17 protein-coding genes, 5 tRNA genes and 4 pseudogenes are annotated in these 17692 nt (G+C 61.6%); 24 read left to right on the plus strand and 2 right to left on the minus strand.

The genetic code is table 11. The features are described from left to right. Positions 1-179 precede the first annotated feature (179 nt). The 3 genes and pseudogenes from gcvH to ACFQDL_RS13045 all read left to right on the plus strand — a co-directional run bounded on the left by gcvH (position 180) and on the right by ACFQDL_RS13045 (position 2952). Positions 180-572, plus strand: a complete 393-nt coding sequence (gcvH, locus tag ACFQDL_RS13035) for a glycine cleavage system protein GcvH (RefSeq protein ID WP_379909390.1) — start codon at positions 180-182, stop codon at positions 570-572. Between the two features lie 91 nt (positions 573-663). Then, positions 664-1859: pseudogene (locus ACFQDL_RS13040) on the plus strand (class I SAM-dependent rRNA methyltransferase). 53 nt (positions 1860-1912) lie between these two features. Continuing rightward, positions 1913-2952, plus strand: a pseudogene (locus ACFQDL_RS13045) (NADP(H)-dependent aldo-keto reductase). Between the two features lie 312 nt (positions 2953-3264). Here ACFQDL_RS13045 and ACFQDL_RS13050 read toward each other — a convergent pair. After that, complete coding sequence (locus ACFQDL_RS13050; protein ID WP_379909391.1) at positions 3265-3933, minus strand: histidinol-phosphatase; 669 nt, start codon at positions 3931-3933, stop codon at positions 3265-3267. Positions 3934-4077: 144 nt separating this feature from the next. Between ACFQDL_RS13050 and rppH the strand changes: the two are divergent. Both rppH and ptsP read left to right on the plus strand, forming a co-directional pair. Further along, positions 4078-4574, plus strand: a pseudogene (rppH, locus tag ACFQDL_RS13055) (RNA pyrophosphohydrolase). Positions 4575-4735: 161 nt separating this feature from the next. Then, positions 4736-7015 (plus strand): phosphoenolpyruvate--protein phosphotransferase, encoded by a 2280-nt coding sequence (gene ptsP / locus ACFQDL_RS13060; protein ID WP_379909392.1) that lies wholly within the window; start codon positions 4736-4738, stop codon positions 7013-7015. Between the two features lie 59 nt (positions 7016-7074). Here ptsP and ACFQDL_RS13065 read toward each other — a convergent pair whose 3' ends face one another. Further along, the gene (locus ACFQDL_RS13065) at positions 7075-7890 is read right to left on the minus strand and encodes an NRDE family protein (RefSeq protein ID WP_379909393.1); all 816 of its coding nucleotides are present in this window, start codon (positions 7888-7890) and stop codon (positions 7075-7077) included. Between the two features lie 111 nt (positions 7891-8001). Between ACFQDL_RS13065 and ACFQDL_RS13070 the strand changes: the two genes are divergently transcribed. From ACFQDL_RS13070 to rplA, 19 genes and pseudogenes are all read left to right on the plus strand, one after another. Next, positions 8002-8805 carry a sulfite exporter TauE/SafE family protein gene (locus tag ACFQDL_RS13070; RefSeq protein WP_379909394.1) on the plus strand — a complete coding sequence of 268 codons (804 nt, stop codon included), beginning with the start codon at positions 8002-8004 and terminating at the stop codon, positions 8803-8805. 54 nt (positions 8806-8859) lie between these two features. Continuing rightward, a complete protein-coding gene (lgt, locus tag ACFQDL_RS13075; RefSeq protein WP_379909395.1) occupies positions 8860-9660 on the plus strand; it encodes a prolipoprotein diacylglyceryl transferase in 801 nt (266 codons plus the stop codon). A gap of 127 nt (positions 9661-9787) precedes the next feature. Continuing rightward, a pseudogene (locus ACFQDL_RS13080) lies at positions 9788-10629 on the plus strand (thymidylate synthase). A gap of 9 nt (positions 10630-10638) precedes the next feature. Next, positions 10639-11127, plus strand: a complete 489-nt coding sequence (locus ACFQDL_RS13085; protein ID WP_379909396.1) for a dihydrofolate reductase — start codon at positions 10639-10641, stop codon at positions 11125-11127. A 93-nt stretch (positions 11128-11220) separates the two neighbouring features. After that, positions 11221-11742 (plus strand): HTH domain-containing protein, encoded by a 522-nt coding sequence (locus ACFQDL_RS13090; protein WP_379909397.1) that lies wholly within the window; start codon positions 11221-11223, stop codon positions 11740-11742. Between the two features lie 14 nt (positions 11743-11756). Further along, positions 11757-12125, plus strand: coding sequence for a lipoate--protein ligase family protein (locus ACFQDL_RS13095; protein ID WP_379909398.1), 369 nt, complete (start codon positions 11757-11759; stop codon positions 12123-12125). Then, positions 12125-12193, plus strand: coding sequence for a hypothetical protein (locus ACFQDL_RS13100; protein ID WP_379913066.1), 69 nt, complete (start codon positions 12125-12127; stop codon positions 12191-12193). The genes ACFQDL_RS13095 and ACFQDL_RS13100 overlap by 1 nt, the downstream gene beginning before the upstream one ends. Beyond that, positions 12190-12861, plus strand: coding sequence for a type III pantothenate kinase (locus ACFQDL_RS13105; protein ID WP_379909399.1), 672 nt, complete (start codon positions 12190-12192; stop codon positions 12859-12861). Before ACFQDL_RS13100 ends, ACFQDL_RS13105 begins: the two co-directional genes overlap by 4 nt. A 45-nt stretch (positions 12862-12906) precedes the next feature. Then, positions 12907-13581, plus strand: coding sequence for a hypothetical protein (locus tag ACFQDL_RS13110; RefSeq protein ID WP_379909400.1), 675 nt, complete (start codon positions 12907-12909; stop codon positions 13579-13581). 23 nt (positions 13582-13604) lie between these two features. Beyond that, positions 13605-13680: transfer RNA gene (locus ACFQDL_RS13115), tRNA-Thr, on the plus strand. 28 nt (positions 13681-13708) lie between these two features. Further along, positions 13709-13792: transfer RNA gene (locus ACFQDL_RS13120), tRNA-Tyr, on the plus strand. Positions 13793-13832: 40 nt separating this feature from the next. Then, positions 13833-13907: transfer RNA gene (locus ACFQDL_RS13125), tRNA-Gly, on the plus strand. Positions 13908-13918: 11 nt separating this feature from the next. Further along, a tRNA-Thr gene (locus tag ACFQDL_RS13130) sits at positions 13919-13993 on the plus strand. 89 nt (positions 13994-14082) lie between these two features. Beyond that, positions 14083-15306, plus strand: a complete 1224-nt coding sequence (tuf, locus tag ACFQDL_RS13135) for an elongation factor Tu (protein WP_379909401.1) — start codon at positions 14083-14085, stop codon at positions 15304-15306. Between the two features lie 64 nt (positions 15307-15370). After that, positions 15371-15446, plus strand: a tRNA-Trp gene (locus ACFQDL_RS13140). 60 nt (positions 15447-15506) lie between these two features. Then, positions 15507-15875: a preprotein translocase subunit SecE gene (secE, locus tag ACFQDL_RS13145; RefSeq protein WP_379909402.1), complete on the plus strand. Its 369-nt coding sequence runs from the start codon at positions 15507-15509 to the stop codon at positions 15873-15875. Positions 15876-15889: 14 nt separating this feature from the next. Then, positions 15890-16423, plus strand: coding sequence for a transcription termination/antitermination protein NusG (gene nusG, locus ACFQDL_RS13150; protein WP_379909403.1), 534 nt, complete (start codon positions 15890-15892; stop codon positions 16421-16423). 108 nt (positions 16424-16531) lie between these two features. Further along, positions 16532-16966, plus strand: a complete 435-nt coding sequence (rplK, locus tag ACFQDL_RS13155) for a 50S ribosomal protein L11 (protein ID WP_188863125.1) — start codon at positions 16532-16534, stop codon at positions 16964-16966. Beyond that, positions 16966-17661 carry a 50S ribosomal protein L1 gene (gene rplA / locus ACFQDL_RS13160; protein WP_379909404.1) on the plus strand — a complete coding sequence of 232 codons (696 nt, stop codon included), beginning with the start codon at positions 16966-16968 and terminating at the stop codon, positions 17659-17661. The genes rplK and rplA overlap by 1 nt, the downstream gene beginning before the upstream one ends. Positions 17662-17692: the final 31 nt, after the last annotated feature.

The following is a 17692-nucleotide window of genomic DNA, read 5'->3' on the forward strand; positions in this document are numbered from 1 at the left end:
GTAGCAATAATCGATATCAGCTGGCGCTTTAGGCAAAGCGTCTATACTGGTGAAAATTGACGTTCCGAGCTGAGTCGGGGTGACGGAATCCCCTGTGTCGATTCCCGCACTGCAGCTGTCGATCCGGTATCACCGGTCGATCATAAAACCACCTGGTCCGAGAAGGGTAGGAAGCACAAATGAGTGACATCCCAAATGAGCTGAAATATGTCGCCAGTCACGAGTGGATTCGTGTCGAAAGCGACGGTACCGTGACGGTCGGTGTCACCGACCATGCCCAGGATTTGCTGGGGGATGTGGTGTTCGTCGAACTGCCGGGTGTGGGCTCCGAACTCTCGTCCGGCGACGAGGCCGGTGTCGTCGAGTCCGTCAAGGCGGCTTCCGACATCTATGCGCCCCTGTCCGGCGAAGTGATCGAAATCAACGAAGATCTCGAGGAGTCGCCGGAGCTGGTCAACAGCGACCCCTACGGTGACGGCTGGTTCTTCAAGCTGAAGCTCAGCGATACGTCGGAGCTCGACGATCTGCTCGATGCGGATGGTTACGCCGATCTCTGCGAGTCCGAATCCTGATCGGACCCGAAGAGCGGTCGTTGGAATATTGCGCTGTCCCGGCCCGCTGGCCGGGACAGTCATTTAGAAACCGGAACTTTTGGCCACTGATATGTCCCTGAATCGCTTATCCCTGAAACCCGGAGCCGAAAAACGCCTGCGCGGGGGCATCTCTGGATCTACAGCAACGAGGTGGACAACGATCGCACGCCGCTGAAGGGGTTTGCGGCCGGCGAACAGGTGCTGGTCGAATCGGATCGAGGCAAGGCGCTCGGCGTTGCCTATATCAATCCCAATACGCTGATCTGCGGTCGTCTGGTGAGTCGCGACCCCGATTATCCGCTCAACCGCTCGCTGCTGGTGCATCGTATCAAGGTGGCGCTGTCGCTGCGTGAACTCTGCTTTTCCGATCCCTGCTACCGCCTGGTCTACGGCGAGTCGGATGGCCTGCCGGGGCTCGTGATCGACCGCTTCAACGATGTTTTCGTGGTGCAGGTCTCGACGGCCGGGATGGAGGCTGTGATCGACGAGGTGGTCGAGGCGCTGCAGAAGGTGTTCCATATCAAGGCGATCCTGCTGCGCAACGACGGCAAGATGCGCGAGATGGAAGGGCTCGAAACCTATGTCGAGCTGGTGCATGGCGACATTCCCGAGCTCTGCCCGCTGACCGAAAACGGTGTCGAGCTGCTGGCGCCGCTGCAGCGGGGGCAGAAGACCGGGTGGTTCTATGACCATCGGGTCAATCGCGCGCGGATGCAGGAGCTGGTGTCCGGCAAGCGGGTGCTCGACCTGTTCAGCTATGTCGGAGGCTGGGGCGTGCAGGCGCTCGCCGCGGGTGCCGAGATGGTCAGCTGTGTCGATGCGTCCCATTTTGCGCTGGAAGTGGCGCGGGAGAATGCCCGCATCAACGGCAAGGAGGATCGCTTCGATCCGCTGCACGGCGATGCATTCGATATCTGCAAGGCGCTGGTGGCCGAGAAGGAAAAGTTCGATCTGGTGATCGTCGATCCGCCGGCCTTTATCCAGAAGAAAAAGGATATTCGCAATGGCGAGCGGGCCTATGGGCGCATCAACAACTTCGCAATGCGGCTGCTGAAAAAGGACGGCATCCTGATCTCGGCCTCCTGTTCGATGCATCTTCAGCGCGACCGCCTGATCGATATCATTCGCAGCAACAGCCGTGAGCTGGACCGCAATGCCCAGATCTTCGAGCAGGGGCACCAGGGCGCGGATCATCCGCTGCATCCCGCGATCCCGGAAACCGATTACCTCAAGGCGTTCTTTGCCCGGGTGCTGCCCGGCAGCTAAGGAAACGGGGTGGCGGGGCCAATCCGAATTCCGAAACACCAGGAGTTCAGCTTATGCAGTACCGCACGCTTGGCCGGAGCGATCTGAAGGTCAGTCGTATCGCGCTGGGTACCATGACCTTCGGCAGTCAGAACAGCGAGGCCGAGGCCTGGGAGCAGCTGGATTACGCCGTCGGGTGCGGCATCAACCTGCTCGACAGCGCCGAAATGTATCCGGTGCCGACCGCGCCCGAATACCAGGGCGAGAGCGAGGCGATCCTCGGCCGCTGGATGAAGGCCCGCGGCAACCGCCTGCAGCTGCTGCTGGCCACCAAGGTGACGGGGCCCGGCGAGATGTGTCGTTATATCCGGCCTGATGTCGGCCTGGGCCGCCACAGCATCCGCGAGGCGATCGAGGCGAGCCTGAAACGACTGCAGACCGATTATGTCGATCTGTATCAGCTGCACTGGCCGGAGCGTCAGGCCAACTTCTTCGGCAAGTTGGGGTATGATCCGGCGACCGGGGGCAGTGACGGTGTTGCCATCGAAGAGACGCTGTCGGCGCTGAAGGAGCTGGTCGACGACGGCAGGGTGCGTTATGTCGGGCTGTCGAACGAAACGGCCTGGGGGACGATGCGCTTCCTGCACCTCGCAGAGAGGCTCGGGTTACCCCGGGTGGTCTCGGTACAGAACCCCTACAGCCTGCTCAACCGCAGTCTGGAGGTCGGGCTGGCCGAAGTGATGCTGCGCGAGCAGGTCGATCTGCTGGCCTACTCGCCGCTGGCGTTCGGCACCCTGAGTGGCAAGTACCTGGATGACGCGCGCCCCGAAGGCTCCCGGCTGCAGCTCTACCCGAACTACCAGCGCTATCTGACGGCGCAGGGCAGGCCGCCACCGCCGCCTATGTCGCGCTGGCGCGGGAATCCGGCCTCGAGCCGTCACAGATGGCCCTGGCCTACGTCAACAGCCGGCCTTTTCTCGGCAGCAACATCATCGGTGCCTCGAAGATGAGCCAGCTGCGCAGCAATATCGCTTCGCTGGAGCTCGAGTTGAGCGAGGAGGTACTGGAGCGGATCGAGGCGATCCACCGCCGCTTCACCTATCCCTGCCCGTAGGCTGGGATGAGCCCTTCCCCGGAATTCGCAGGCTCATTCCAGGCTACGTCCTGCCGGCCGACACCCATCGATCTGCAATGCGATCGATATGGCGGGTTCCCTGAATACTGCTCCTGCGTTTTCAGGATTTCCACCATCCCTGGCGGTTTCGCGATGCCCATGCAAGGTGCGAAACCTTTCGGCTGGTTGCGATGCATCGCTCTACCCACCCGTCCGTGCCTTCGATTTATCCGCGTAGTCTTGTAGGGTGCCGTTAGCGGCGCGGCCGCGTAACGCACCGAAATGCGTTATCCGTCAATCAAGGCGCCTGTTTCATGTCGCCTGCGAGTCCCGCAGACTGATTACCGGCCAGCCACGTTCGACCGCGGTGTGTCTCAGGGGCTCATCCGGATCAACGGCAACCGGATGTTCCACGAGCTCCAGCAGCGGCAGGTCGTTGTGGGAGTCGCTGTAGAAGTGGCTGCCGGCCAGGTCCTGGCCGGTTTTCTGCAGCCACTGCTGCAGCCGTACAACCTTGCCTTCGCGGAAGCAGGGTATGCCCTCGACTTGGCCGGTATAGCGCCCGGCCTCCATGGCGGGATCGGTCGCCAGCAGGGCGTCGACACCGAGCCTGCGGGCGATCGGTGCGGTGACGAAACGGTTGGTGGCGGTGATGATCAGTAGAAAGTCTCCGCGTGCCCGGTGCGCGTCGAGCAACCGCAGAGCGCCGGGCTGCATCATCGGCGCCACCTTTTGCCGCATGAAGAGGTCGTGCCACTGCGCCAGTTGCCGCGGCGAATGCCGGGAAAGCGGCTCCAGCGCGAATTTCAGGAATTCGAGTATATCCAGGCTGCCGTCCTGGTACTGCCGGTAGAAGCGGTCATTGGTTTCGCGATAGCGCTGCGGGTCGACGATGCCCTGTTCGCAGATGAACTCGCCCCAGGCATGATCGCTGTCGCCGTTCAGCAGGGTATTGTCCAGATCGAAGATGGCGAGGCTCAAGGCGGCGCTCCGAGGTTGCGGTGCGTCACAGCATATAAGCCCGGCAAGTGTCATGCAAACGCCGCGAACTGCCTGATTTGAGCGGAGTTTGCGGATGGCGCGAAGTGTGGAACAATAGCAGCAAATAGTATCAGGATAACAACAGTGATTGATTCAGACGGGTTCAGACCGAATGTCGGCATCATTCTGGCGAACTCGCTGGGTCAGGTCCTTTGGGCGAGACGGATAGGGCAGGATGCCTGGCAGTTTCCTCAGGGGGGATCAATGATGACGAGTCCCCCGAAGAGGCGATGTATCGCGAACTGCACGAGGAGATCGGCCTGTCAGCGTCCGACGTCGAGGTTGTGGCGGTCACCCGCGGCTGGCTTCGCTACCGTCTCCCCAAGCGAATGATCCGGCGTCATTCCCATCCGGTTTGTGTCGGCCAGAAACAGAAGTGGTTTTTGCTGAGAATGCTCAGCGGCGACCATGCGGTATCGATAGACCATACCAGCTCGCCGGAATTCGATGGCTGGCGCTGGGTCAGCTACTGGTATCCGCTGGGGCAGGTCGTCTCATTCAAGCGGGAGGTTTATCGCAAGGCGATGAAAGAACTGTCGCCCAAGCTGGCCCGAGTCGTCGCTCAGCATAACGGCGGGTAACGTACGGGAGCGGGCGAGAAAGGCTCTTGATGTGATAGGGTGCAGTCTGCAGGGATGCAGACTGCAGCCGCGACCGGGTGCTGTCCCGGGTCCTCGGGCTCAAGGGCCGACCCGCTGGCGCGGTCCGGCGCTCATTATTATAACGATCACAGGGGTGGGAGATGCTTGAGACGCTGCGCAAGATCGTACAGGAGGTCAGCGCAGCACCGGACCTGGATACGGTGCTGGATCTTATCGTGCGCAGGATTCAGCGCGCGATGCGCACTCAGATGTGCTCGGTATACCTGTTCGACGCCAAGAAACAGCGTTATACCCTGATGGCGACCCAGGGGCTTAACAAGGAGTCTGTCGGCAAGGTCAGTCTTTCGCCGTCCGAGGGGATCGTGGGGCTGGTCGGCGCCCGCGCCGAACCCATCAACCTCGAGGATGCCGCGAGTCACCCCGCCTTCATCTATCTGCAGGGAACCGGCGAAGAACGCTTTCACTCCTTCCTCGGCGTGCCGATCATTCATCAGCGCGACGTGCTCGGCGTTCTGGTGGTGCAGCAGAAGGAGCGCCGCCGTTTCGACGAGAACGAAGAGGCCTTTCTGGTCACGGTGTCGGCGCAGCTGGCCGGGGTGATTGCCCATGCCGAGGCCACCGGCTCCATTCATATGGTCAGCGAGAATCACCAGACGATTCTCGAGAGTCGCTTCGAGGGTGTGCCGGCCGCGTCCGGCGTTGCCATCGGCAGCGGTGTCGTCAAGACGCCGCCAGCGGACCTCAGTGCGGTGCCTGACCGGCCCGCCGGCGATATCGAGGCCGAGATCCGTCAGTTCAACCGGGCCCTGGCCGCGGTACGGCGCGACATAAGAGTCGTCGGGCGCAGCCTTTCGAAACGGTTGCGGCACGAAGAGCAGGCGCTGTTCGACGTCTATCTGCGGATGCTGGAGGATAATGCGCTGGCCGGAGAGGTGGTCGAGCGCATTCGCCGGGGCAACTGGGCCCAGGGGGCGCTGCGGGATGTGGTCAAGGCCCATGTCCGCGAATTCAATGCGATGGAAGATCCCTATCTGCGCGAGCGGGCCACCGATATTCGCGATCTCGGTCGACGGGTGCTGGCCTACATGCAGGAGGCGGCGCCGTCCCAGATCGAATACCCCGACAATACCATCCTGGTGGCCGATGAGCTGACGCCGGCGATGCTGGGCGAAGTGCCGACCGACAAGCTTGCCGGCCTGGTCTCGGTGCATGGCTCCGGCAATTCCCATGCGGCTATCCTGGCCCGTTCGATGGGCATTCCGACGGTCATGGGACTGGTGGATCTGCCCTATACCCAGCTCGAGGGGCGGACCCTGATCCTGGACGGCTATTCCGGACGGGTCTATGTCAATCCCAGCGACGAAGTGCAGGCGGCCTACCAGGAGATCGTTCGCGAGGACCAGGAGGTTGCCGCCGGCCTCGAACAGCTGCGGGACAAGCCGGCCGAAACCAGCGATGGCTTCCGCATGCCGCTCTGGGTCAATACCGGTCTGATCGCCGATGTCGAGCGCTCGCTCGAGCGCGGTGCCGAGGGCATCGGGCTCTATCGCACCGAGATTCCGTTCATGGTGCGCGACTTCTTCCCCAGCGAGCAGGAGCAGATGCAGACCTATCGTGCCCAGCTCGCAGCCTTTTCACCCCGGCCAGTGACGATGCGTACCCTGGATATCGGCGGTGACAAGGCGCTGCCGTACTTCCCGATCAAGGAGGAGAACCCCTTTCTCGGCTGGCGCGGTATTCGCGTGACCCTGGACCATCCGGAAATCTTCCTGGTGCAGGTCAGGGCCATGCTGAGGGCTGCCGAAGGGCTCGACAATCTGCGTATCATGCTGCCGATGGTGACCAGCGTGCACGAGGTCGACGAGGCCAACCGCATGATCGACCGCGCGGTCCGTGAACTGCGCGAGGAGGGGATGATCACCGAGCGGCCGCCGGTCGGGGTAATGGTCGAAGTGCCGGCGGCGGTCTACCAGGTGCGACGCTTTGCCCGGCGGGTGGACTTCATTTCGGTCGGCTCCAACGACCTGACCCAGTATCTGCTGGCGGTGGATCGCAACAACCCCCGGGTGGCCGGGCTCTATGCGCCCTATCATCCGTCGGTGCTGCGGGCGCTGGAGTACATCGCCCAGGAGGCGCACAAGGAGAATGTGCCGGTGTCCATCTGCGGCGAGATGGCCGCCGATCCCGGTGGCGCCATCCTGCTGATGGCGATGGGGTATGACGTGCTGTCGATGAATGCCACCAACCTGCCGAAGGTAAAATCGGCGATCCGGGGCATCAGCTATGCCCGCGCCAGCGAATTGCTGGACCAGATACGCAAGATGGACGACGCCGAAGAGATTCATCTGCTGCTGCGCAGTACGCTGCAGGAGCTGGGTCTCGGCCAGCTGACCCGGCCGTCCATTCCCGACGGCACCTGATAACGCTTCGGCCGGGCTCTTGTGGGAGCCCGATATCCGGGCGAATGGGGCTGTGGCGATTATTCGCTCGCAGAGCGAGCTCCCACACCGATTTTCACGCCTGCAGCACCAATCACCGGCATCCTGAAACGATGGTCGCGGAATCCGGTCGGTCCATTCGCGTTGAAGCTCTGCTCGAAGAAGCGAGTGTTGCCGTCGTAATCCTGCAGGATCACGCTGGTGGCCCGGGTGCCGTATTCAGGTAGCTGGATAAAGCAGGAGGACAGGGCCCGCTCCCGTTCCAGGCCGATGCCGGTCTCCGGCAGGTCGGGGTCTGCGGCGAGGTTGCGGTCGGCCAGCAGTTCGGCCAGTGCCCGGGCTTCCAGGCCGGGGATATGCAGGGCGTCGGCCAGTGCGCGGCGAGCCTGTTGCAGCTTGGGCCAGGGTGTATCGAGCAGGGCGTTGCTCAGGCCGTAGAGGCCGGGCCGCAGTTGCTCCGGTCCATGGCCCCGGTTGGACAGATAATAGAGCCCCCGGGTGTCGCCGAGCAGCAGGTTGAAGCCGCCGAAGGCCGGGCCCTCCCTCTCGAGCTGTCGGCTCTGAGCCTCAGCGGTGTCTCCGTTCAGCAGAAAATCCCGTGTCAGGTGTCCGCGCGAGCGCAGGCCCGTTTCGCGGTGGCGGCCGTCACGATAGTTGGTGACGGCGCTCAGGCGCCCGTCGCGGTGCAGGCCCAGCCAGGTACCGCCCAGCTCGAGATCGCGACCGGCGAGAAGGCCCGGGTGTTCCGGCCAGGGAGCCAGGGGCTGGGTCGGCCGCCGGTAGAACTCGTCGCGGTTGGCGACGAGCACCAGGTTGTAGTGCGGATGGGTGCGGTAGGCAAAGGTAATCAGGCACATGGGGTGCTGTCGGTTCCGGTTATCTCATTTCATTGCGGGGTCAATCGCGCGGGCTTATCGGCTACTATAGTCGCCTTTGACTCTATCATGACAGTTGCAGGGATGCCCCTTATGCTACTCACCCTACTGATGTATCTGGTGCTCGGTGCCGCCGCTGGCGTGACGGCTGGCCTGTTCGGCATCGGCGGCGGTCTGCTGATCGTTCCTGTATTGGTATTCTCTTTCGGCCTGCAGGGCATATCGCCCGAAGTGCTGACCCATATGGCGGTGGCGACGTCGCTGGCGACCATCGTTGTAACCTCGGCCAGCTCTATACTGGCGCACCACAGGCTCGGCGCCGTGCGCTGGACGCTGTTCCGGCCGCTGGCGCTGGGCATCCTGATCGGTGCCTTTCTCGGCGTCAAGACCGCCGGGCAGCTCGAGGGCGAGGTGCTGCAGATGCTGATCGGCTGTTTCGCGCTGGTCGTAGCGGTGCAGATGGCCGTCGGTGTCAAGCCGTCGCAAACCCCGGGAACCGAGCCCTCCACGCCTTCACTGGGCGTTGCCGGCGGTGTCATCGGCTGGGCATCGGCGATCTTCGGCATCGGCGGCGGTACCCTGACGGTGCCCTACCTGACCTGGCGCCATGTGCGGATTCAGGAAGCGGTCGCCACATCGGCGGCCTGTGGCCTGCCGATCGCGCTGATGGGCGCGTTCACCAACGTCATTGAGGGGTGGGGGCACGAGGGGCTGGTCGAATGGAGTCTGGGCTTTGTCTATCTGCCAGCCTTTGCCGGTATCGTCCTGACCAGCCCGTTTTTCGCCCGGCTCGGCGCGCGCTGGGCCCACAGTTTGCCGGCGCCAGTACTGCGGCGGATTTTCGCGGTCTTCCTGGCACTGGTGGGGCTGCGCTTTATCGTCGGGAACCTGCTGTGATCCGGGCAGTCTGTTCTGGCTGACCGCTAACCTGTAACGAACGAGGAGTCCCCGATGTGGGTGCATGATATCGATCCGGTGGCCCTGGATCTGGGATTTATCCAGGTCCACTGGTATGGCCTGATGTATCTGGTCGGCTTCGCGGCGGCCTGGTGGCTGGGTACGTACCGCGCCAACCGTCCGGGGTCCGGCTGGAGCGCCCAGCAGGTCTCAGATCTGGTGTTCTGGGGCGCGGTCGGGGTGGTGATCGGAGGGCGCAGTGGCTATGTGCTTTTCTATCACTTCGATTATTTTCTCCAGAACCCGCTCTGGCTGTTTCATCTATGGGAAGGAGGAATGTCCTTCCATGGCGGGCTGATCGGGGTGCTGGTGGTGCTCTGGCTGTTCGGGCGGCATCACCGCAAGGGCTTTTTCGAAATGGGGGATTTCGTCGCGCCGCTGATTCCGATCGGGCTCGGTGCGGGGCGTATCGGCAACTTTATCGGCGGCGAACTCTGGGGGCGGGCGACCGATCTGCCCTGGGGCGTGATCTTCCCGCGCGCCGGCGACGGCGTACCCCGCCATCCGTCGCAGCTGTACGAGTTCGTGCTCGAAGGCGTCGTGCTGTTTGCGGTGCTCTGGTGGTTCTCGTCCAAACCGAGGCCGCGGATGGCGGTCTCGGGGCTCTTCCTGCTTCTATATGGCACCTTTCGTTCGCTGGTGGAGCTGGTACGCGAGCCCGATGAGCACCTGGGTTTCGTCGCCTTCGACTGGCTGTCGATGGGCCAGCTGCTGTCGCTGCCGATGATCCTTGCCGGTGCGTTTCTGCTGACTTGGGCCTACCACCGCGGCACGGTGAACTGTAGGTTGGAATGAGCGCAGCGAATTCCGACTTCCTTCCCCGGAATTCGCAAGCTCATTCCAGGCTACGGCGCTTGCATACAGTCGTGAGCGGATTTCGGTATAGAATAGCCCCTGGCCCAGACGTTCAAACGGAGTAGAGATGCAACAGTACCTGGATCTGATGCGCGATATTATTGCCAACGGCACCGACAAGGGGACCGTACCGGTACCGGTACCCGATCGCTGTTCGGGCGCCAGTTGCGTTTCGATCTGTCGGCCGGCTTTCCGCTGCTGACGACCAAGAAGGTTCATCTCAGGTCGGTGGTCTACGAGCTGCTGTGGTTTCTCAGCGGCAGCACCGATAATCGCTGGCTGCAGGAACGTGGCGTCAGCATCTGGGACGAGTGGGCGCTGGAAAACGGCGATCTGGGACCCGTTTACGGCAAGCAGTGGCGCTCCTGGGCCTGCCCGGACGGCCGCACCGTCGACCAGATTGCGGAACTGGTCGAGCAGATCCGTCGCAATCCGAATTCGCGCCGGCTGATCGTCAGCGGCTGGAATCCGGCCGACCTGCCGGACGAGGCCCTGAATCCCCAGGACAATGTGCGCAACGGCAAGGCGGCGTTGCCGCCCTGCCATACACTGTTCCAGTTCTATGTCGCCGACGGCCGGCTCAGCTGCCAGCTTTATCAGCGCAGCGCCGACTACTTCCTCGGCGTACCCTTCAATATCGCCTCCTATGCGCTGCTGACCCATATGCTGGCGCAGCAGTGCGATCTCGAGGTTGGCGATTTCGTCCACACCTTCGGTGACGTACACTTGTATCAGAACCATCTGAATGACCCTGCGATCGTCGAGGAGCAGCTCTCGCGTACGCCGCGAACGCTGCCGAAGCTGCGGATGTATCGCAAACCGCCGTCGCTGTTCGAGTATGAATTCGAAGACTTCGAATTCGTTGGGTATGACCCGTACCCGGGTATCAAAGCCCCGGTTGCGGTCTGAGGAGTCGAAATGAAACTTGCAGTTATCGTGGCACAGGCCCGAAATCGAGTGATCGGAATCGACAACCGGCTGCCATGGCATTTGCCTGCCGATCTTAAGTATTTCAAGGAAGTCACCTCCGGAAAGCCTGTCATCATGGGACGCAAGACCTTCGAGTCGATCGGGCGTCCGTTACCGAATCGGCATAATATCGTGGTGACCCGCGACAGCGGTTGGCATCATGAAGGTGTGAGAACCGCCTCGTCGCTACCGGAGGCCGTCGAAATGGCCAGGGCCTATGCCGAAGAAGCAAATGTTGATGAGGTCATGGTGATCGGTGGCGCCCAGATTTATGCTCAGGCATTGCCTCTTGCGGACATGCTTTATGTCACCGAGGTACAGTTGGAACCGGAAGGCGACGCCGTCTTTCCCGAACTGCTCGCGAGCGAGTGGGCGGAAATCGAGCCGCCAATCTACAGGGGGCGGACGAGCAAAACAGTCACGCATTCCGTATTCTGAAGTGGCGCCGAATCCGATAGCCGGTGCTCGAACCAGCCAGTTGGTGTCGAAGTCGGGCTGGTCCGATTTTGTTTGCTAAAAAGGACTTACCCTATGACGATCCGATCGTTGTTGTCTGTGCTGGCCGACGGGCAGTTTCATTCCGGGCAGGAGCTCGGGGCGCAGCTCAAGGTCAGCCGTAGTGCGATCTGGAAGCAGATTCGAAAGCTCGAGGATTTCGGCATCGAGATCTACAGCGTCAAGGGGCGAGGCTACCGCTTGCCCGGCGGGCTCGATCTGCTCGATGCCGATCTGTTCCAGGACGGTCTCGACGAGACCGTGGCAACGCAGCTCGGCGACGTGCGTTTCGAGCTGTCGATTCCCTCGACCAACCTGCTGGCGATGCAGCAGCTGCAGCAGCAGACCGGTCATGGTCACCTCTATGTCGCCGAGCAGCAGACGGCCGGTCGTGGCCGGCGCGGCCGCCACTGGGTGAGCCCCTTCGCCCGCAATCTCTATTTTTCGCTGGTCTGGCGATTTCCCCAGGGCGCCGCGTCGCTGGAGGGTCTGAGCCTGGCGGTGGGTCTCGGCCTGTCCCGGGGGCTCAGGCGCCTCGGGCTCGAGGGGTCGAGCTGAAGTGGCCCAATGACATGCTCTGGCAGGGGCGCAAGCTGGCGGGGGTGCTGCTGGAAATGAGCGGCGAAGCGTCCGGAGACTGTCAGGTGGTCACCGGGGTGGGGCTCAATATCGCCATGCCGGACGAGCTGGCCGCCGATATCGGTCAGCCCTGGGTCGACCTGCGACAGATCTGCGGCGTCAATCCGTCCCGCACCGCAGTGCTCGCGGCGCTGGTCAACGAACTGGTGCCGGTGATGACGGAATTTTCCCGTTACGGCTTCGAGCCGTTCCGTGACGAGTGGCACGCCCTCGATGCCTGCCGTGATCAACGGGTGTCGCTGAACTTCGGCCTCAATGCGGTCGAGGGGTCTGCCGCGGTGTCTCCGACAGTGGCGCCCTGATGCTCGAAACGGCGGCGGGCCTGGAGAGCTTTCATGGTGGCGAGGTGAGTCTCAGGCGCCTGTCATGATTCTGGACATCGATGTCGGCAACACCTTTCTCAAGTGGCGCTGCTCGGAGCCGGGCGGTATTGCGGTTCGCGGGCGTCTTCTGACCGAGCGGCTGAATGACGGCATGCCCGCCGGCTGGCCGGAAAATGTCGACCGCGTGCGTGTCGCCAGTGTGGCCGGTCCCGTTGTGGCAGCCCTGATCAGTGACTATTGCCGGAAACGCTGGGGGCTCGAGCCCGAATTCGCCCGGGCCGGTCGTCAGGCCTCAGGCGTGACCAACAGCTATTCCGAGCCGCATCGCATGGGTGTCGACCGCTGGCTGGCGATGCTGGCCGCGTACAATCTCGGGCAGGGAGGCTGCTGTGTGGTCGACTGTGGCAGTGCCATCACCATCGATTTCGTTGCGGCCGACGGCCACCATCTGGGGGTACATCGTGCCGGGGTTGCGGCTGATGGCGAAAAGCCTGCTGGCCAATACCGCCGAGGTGGTCGCCGATCGCCAGCTGGAACGGTTCGATCTGGCGCCCGGCAGCGATACCTCCAGTGCGGTGTTTCATGGCATCAACTTCGTGTTCGACGCCATCCAGCGGCAACTGCTGGAGCGGCTGGATCGCGACCATCCCTGCTGCCGGTTGCTGATCACCGGCGGAGATGGCGAGCTGTTCCGGCGTCTGGCCGGTCGCGGTGATTTTCTGCCTGAACTGGTGATGGACGGCCTGGAGTGGGTGTAGTCATGCTGCGCTGGCTGTTTCTGCTGCTGTTGCTGGCCAATACGGTGGTACTGCTCTGGGCGGCGCTGGTCAGGCCGGACCGGGTGTCGGAGGTAATCGAGCCGTTGCCGCGGGAGGGCGTTGAGCTGCGCCTGCTGTCGGAGCTGGCGCCGTCGGCCCTGCAGCGGCTTGAGCAGGTTCCGGACCCGGCCACGCAGGGGCTTTGTCTTGTCTATGAGGGTTTCGCCGACGGTTCGGGGGCGCGGCAGGCGGCCCGGCTGATGCGCAGCAATGGATTTGAGCCGCAGTTGCTCACCGAGCGCCGGTCCGAGCCCGAAGGCTTCGAAATCCTGCTGTCGGTGCCTACGGATACGAACGCTCGTATCGCGCTGATCGAGCGCCTGGAGGCGCTCGATGTGGTGCCGGAGAGCCGGCCCGGCGAGGCGGTGCTGCTGCTCGGCCGCTACCGGGATCTGGCGGTCGCATCCGAGGCGATGGCACGCTTCGCGGAGGCCGGGCTGGAACCGGAAATGCGCGAACGCGAACGCCTGGTCGAGCACTTCAAACTGCTGCTGCCGGCTGTTTCTGATCGTAATTTGTTCAATAAAATCAATCGTGTTCTGGAAAAAGCCCATCCCTCGATAAAAATTGAGAAAAAAGTTTGCGAAGGGGTTGCAAGCCCCGGGGGTGATCAGTAATATACGCCCCACTTCGACGCTGAGCCGGTATAGCTCAGCTGGTAGAGCAACTGACTTGTAATCAGTAGGTCCGGGGTTCGACTCCTCGTGCCGGCACCAGGCGAAAGCGGCGAAGTGACAAAATGATGGTGAGGTTCCCGAGTGGCCAAAGGGATCAGACTGTAAATCTGACGCGCGAGCTTCGGTGGTTCGAATCCACCCCTCACCACCATCTCCTCCTTGGTTATATTCCGGGAAGGAAACGGCATTAGGCGGGTATGGTATAGTGGCTATTACCTCAGCCTTCCAAGCTGAAGAGGCGGGTTCGATTCCCGCTACCCGCTCCAGCTGGTGTTATGCTCATGTAGCTCAGGGGTAGAGCACACCCTTGGTAAGGGTGAGGTCGGCGGTTCAAATCCGCCCATGAGCTCCAATTCAGACGAAGGGTAGATATAGAAATATGTCTACCCTTTGTCGTATTTGCCGCTCCGAAATTCTTTAACGTTATCAGGGACAATTCTGGTGGCCAAGCAAGCATTTGAACGTAGCAAGCCGCACGTTAACGTCGGCACCATCGGTCACGTCGACCACGGTAAAACCACTCTGACCGCGGCGCTGACCCGTGTTTGCTCCGAAGTCTGGGGCGGCGCTGCCGTTGCCTTCGACGGTATCGACAACGCACCGGAAGAGCGTGAGCGTGGTATCACCATCGCGACTTCTCACGTCGAGTACGAATCTCCGATCCGTCACTACGCGCACGTTGACTGCCCGGGGCACGCCGACTACGTCAAGAACATGATCACCGGTGCGGCGCAGATGGACGGCGCTATCCTGGTATGTGGCGCAACCGACGGCCCGATGCCGCAGACCCGCGAGCACATCCTGCTGTCCCGTCAGGTTGGCGTTCCGTACATCGTCGTGTTCCTGAACAAGGCCGACCTGCTGGCTGAAGACTGCGGCGGCGTCGATTCCGACGAGTACGCAGAGATGCTGGAACTGGTCGAAATGGAACTGCGCGAGCTGCTGGACCAGTACGACTTCCCGGGCGACGACACTCCGATCATCGCCGGTTCCGCGCTGATGGCCCTGAACGGCGAAGACGAGCACGAGCTGGGCACCACGGCCGTCAAGAAGCTGGTCGAAACCCTGGACTCCTACATTCCGGAGCCGGAGCGTGCGATCGATCAGCCGTTCCTGATGCCGGTCGAGGACGTCTTCTCGATCTCCGGTCGTGGTACCGTTGTGACCGGTCGTGTCGAGCGTGGCATCATCAAGGTCGGTGATCCGATCGAGATCGTCGGTATCCGCGACACCCAGACCACCACCTGCACCGGTGTCGAAATGTTCCGCAAGCTGCTGGACGAAGGTCGTGCAGGCGAGAACATCGGCGCGCTGCTGCGTGGCACCAAGCGTGACGACGTTGAGCGTGGTCAGGTCCTGGCCAAGCCGGGCACCATCACGCCGCACACTCAGTTCGAAGGCGAAGTCTACGTACTGAGCAAGGAAGAAGGCGGTCGTCATACTCCGTTCTTCAAGGGCTACCGTCCGCAGTTCTACTTCCGTACCACCGACATCACCGGTGCCTGCGAACTGCCGGAAGGCGTCGAGATGGTCATGCCGGGCGACAACGTCCAGATGTCCGTGACCCTGATCAACCCGATCGCGATGGAAGAAGGTCTGCGCTTCGCCATCCGTGAAGGCGGTCGTACGGTCGGCGCCGGCGTGGTATCCAAAATTATTGCATAAACAGTAATTTGGGTATTGCCAGCCTATAGGGATGCGCCTATAATACGCGTCCCTATTAAGCAGTAGGCCAGTGGCTCAATTGGCAGAGCAGCGGTCTCCAAAACCGCAGGTTGGGGGTTCGAGTCCCTCCTGGCCTGCCATTTCCAATCGGGAATGGCGTCAAAACTAGCGCAAGCTTGTCTTAGCTGAGGCTACAAATAGTGAACTCTAAAGCAGTCCCCGAAGAATCAAAGTTCGATGGCCTCAAGTGGCTTGTCGTAGTCCTGATCGTCGCGGCTGGCGTGGTGGGTAATTCACTCTATTCCGATCAGTCGCTCTTCTACCGTGTAGTGGCGCTGTTGGTGCTGGCCCTGGTGGCCGGTTTTGTTGCCTTGACGACTGCGAAGGGTAAGTCGTTTTTCAATCTGTTCAAGGAAGCCAAGACCGAAATCCGCAAGGTGGTCTGGCCGACGCGTCAGGAAACCCTGCAGACGACCCTGATGGTCGTGGTGGTGGTGCTGATCGTCGGGTTGCTGCTCTGGGGGCTGGACTCCCTGCTCGGCTGGTTTGTTTCTGGCGTAATCGGTTAAGAGGTTTATAAGGTATGGCAATGCGTTGGTATGTCGTGCATGCGTACTCCGGTTACGAGAAGCGTGTGATGAACTCGCTGAAAGAACGGATCGAACTGTACGGCATGCAGGAAAAGTTCGGCGATGTCCTGGTTCCCACCGAAGAGGTGGTCGAGATCCGCGACGGCAAGAAGCGCAAGTCCGAGCGCAAGTTCTACCCCGGCTATGTGCTGGTTCAGATTGATATGGATGACGATGCGTGGCACCTCGTGAAGGATACGCCCCGCGTTCTCGGTTTTATCGGCGGCACAGCCGACAAGCCGGCGCCCATTACCGAGCGTGAAGCGCAGGAGATTCTGCGTCGCGTCGAGAGTGGCGTCGACAAGCCGCGGCCGAAGACTGTCTTCGAGCCGGGCGAAATGGTTCGTGTCGTGGATGGTCCCTTTGCCGACTTCAATGGTGTGGTCGAAGAGGTCAACTACGAGAAGAACAAGCTCCAGGTGGCGGTGCTGATTTTCGGTCGCTCCACCCCTGTCGAGCTGGAGTTCGGGCAGGTCGAAAAGGCCTGATTGCCCGCGCAGAGATTCGGATGACCCTGGTCGTTTAGGTGCGGCCGGGGTTTTCCATTGTCGTAAATGGGGAGCCGCAAGGCGCTTGAACCCAGAAGGAGTAGCTTAATGGCTAAGAAAATCAATGCTTATATCAAGCTGCAGGTAAAAGCGGGCCAGGCAAACCCGTCTCCGCCTGTAGGTCCTGCGCTGGGTCAGCACGGCGTCAACATCATGGAGTTCTGCAAGGCGTTCAACGCCGCGACCCAGGGTATCGAGCCCGGTCTGCCGACTCCGGTTGTTATCACCGTATACAGCGACCGTAGCTTCACTTTTATCACCAAGACCCCTCCGGCGTCCATCCTGCTGAAAAAAGCAGCCGGTATCAAGAGCGGCTCCAGCCGCCCGAATACCGAGAAGGTCGGCACCGTGACGCGTGCTCAGCTGGAAGAGATCGCCACTACCAAGATGCCGGACCTGACTGCCGGTGACATGGATGCGGCTGTTCGTACCATCGCGGGTTCTGCCCGTGCCATGGGTCTGAAAGTGGAGGGTGAGGAATAATGGCTAAGCTGTCCAAGCGTCAGAAAGCGATCCGCGAAAAAATCGACGGCACCAAGCTGTACGCGATCGACGAAGCTGTGGCTCTGCTCGCCGAGCTGTCCACCGTCAAGTTCAAGGAATCCGTTGACGTCGCCGTCAATCTGGGTGTGGATCCGCGTAAGTCCGACCAGGTCGTTCGTGGTTCCACCGTGTTGCCGCACGGTACCGGCAAGACCGTTCGCGTTGCCGTTTTCGCCCAGGGCGAGAATGCCGAGAAGGCGAAGGCAGCCGGCGCCGACATCGTCGGTTTCGACGATCTGGCCGAGTCCATCAAGGGCGGCGATCTGGATTTCGGTGTCGTGATCGCGACTCCGGACGCCATGCGTGTCGTCGGTCAGCTGGGTCAGATCCTGGGCCCGCGCGGCCTGATGCCGAACCCGAAGGTCGGCACCGTGACTGCGGACGTCGAGACTGCCGTCAAGAACGCCAAGGCCGGTCAGGCACGCTTCCGTACCGACAAGAACGGTATCATTCACGCGGGTGTCGGCCAGGTTGGCTTCGAAGCCAACGCGGTGAAGGAAAACATCGAAGCGCTGATCGCCGACCTGAAGAAGCTGAAGCCGGCTTCTGCCAAGGGCGTTTACGTGAAGAAAGTGACCCTGTCCACCACCATGGGCCCGGGTCTGTCGATCGATCAGGCTTCCCTGAGCGCTTAAATCGACAATTGAAGGTTTTTTGAGGGTCTTC

This window comes from Marinobacterium aestuariivivens (assembly GCF_042661465.1).
Taxonomy (GTDB): Bacteria; Pseudomonadota; Gammaproteobacteria; order Pseudomonadales; family Balneatricaceae; genus Marinobacterium_A; species Marinobacterium_A aestuariivivens.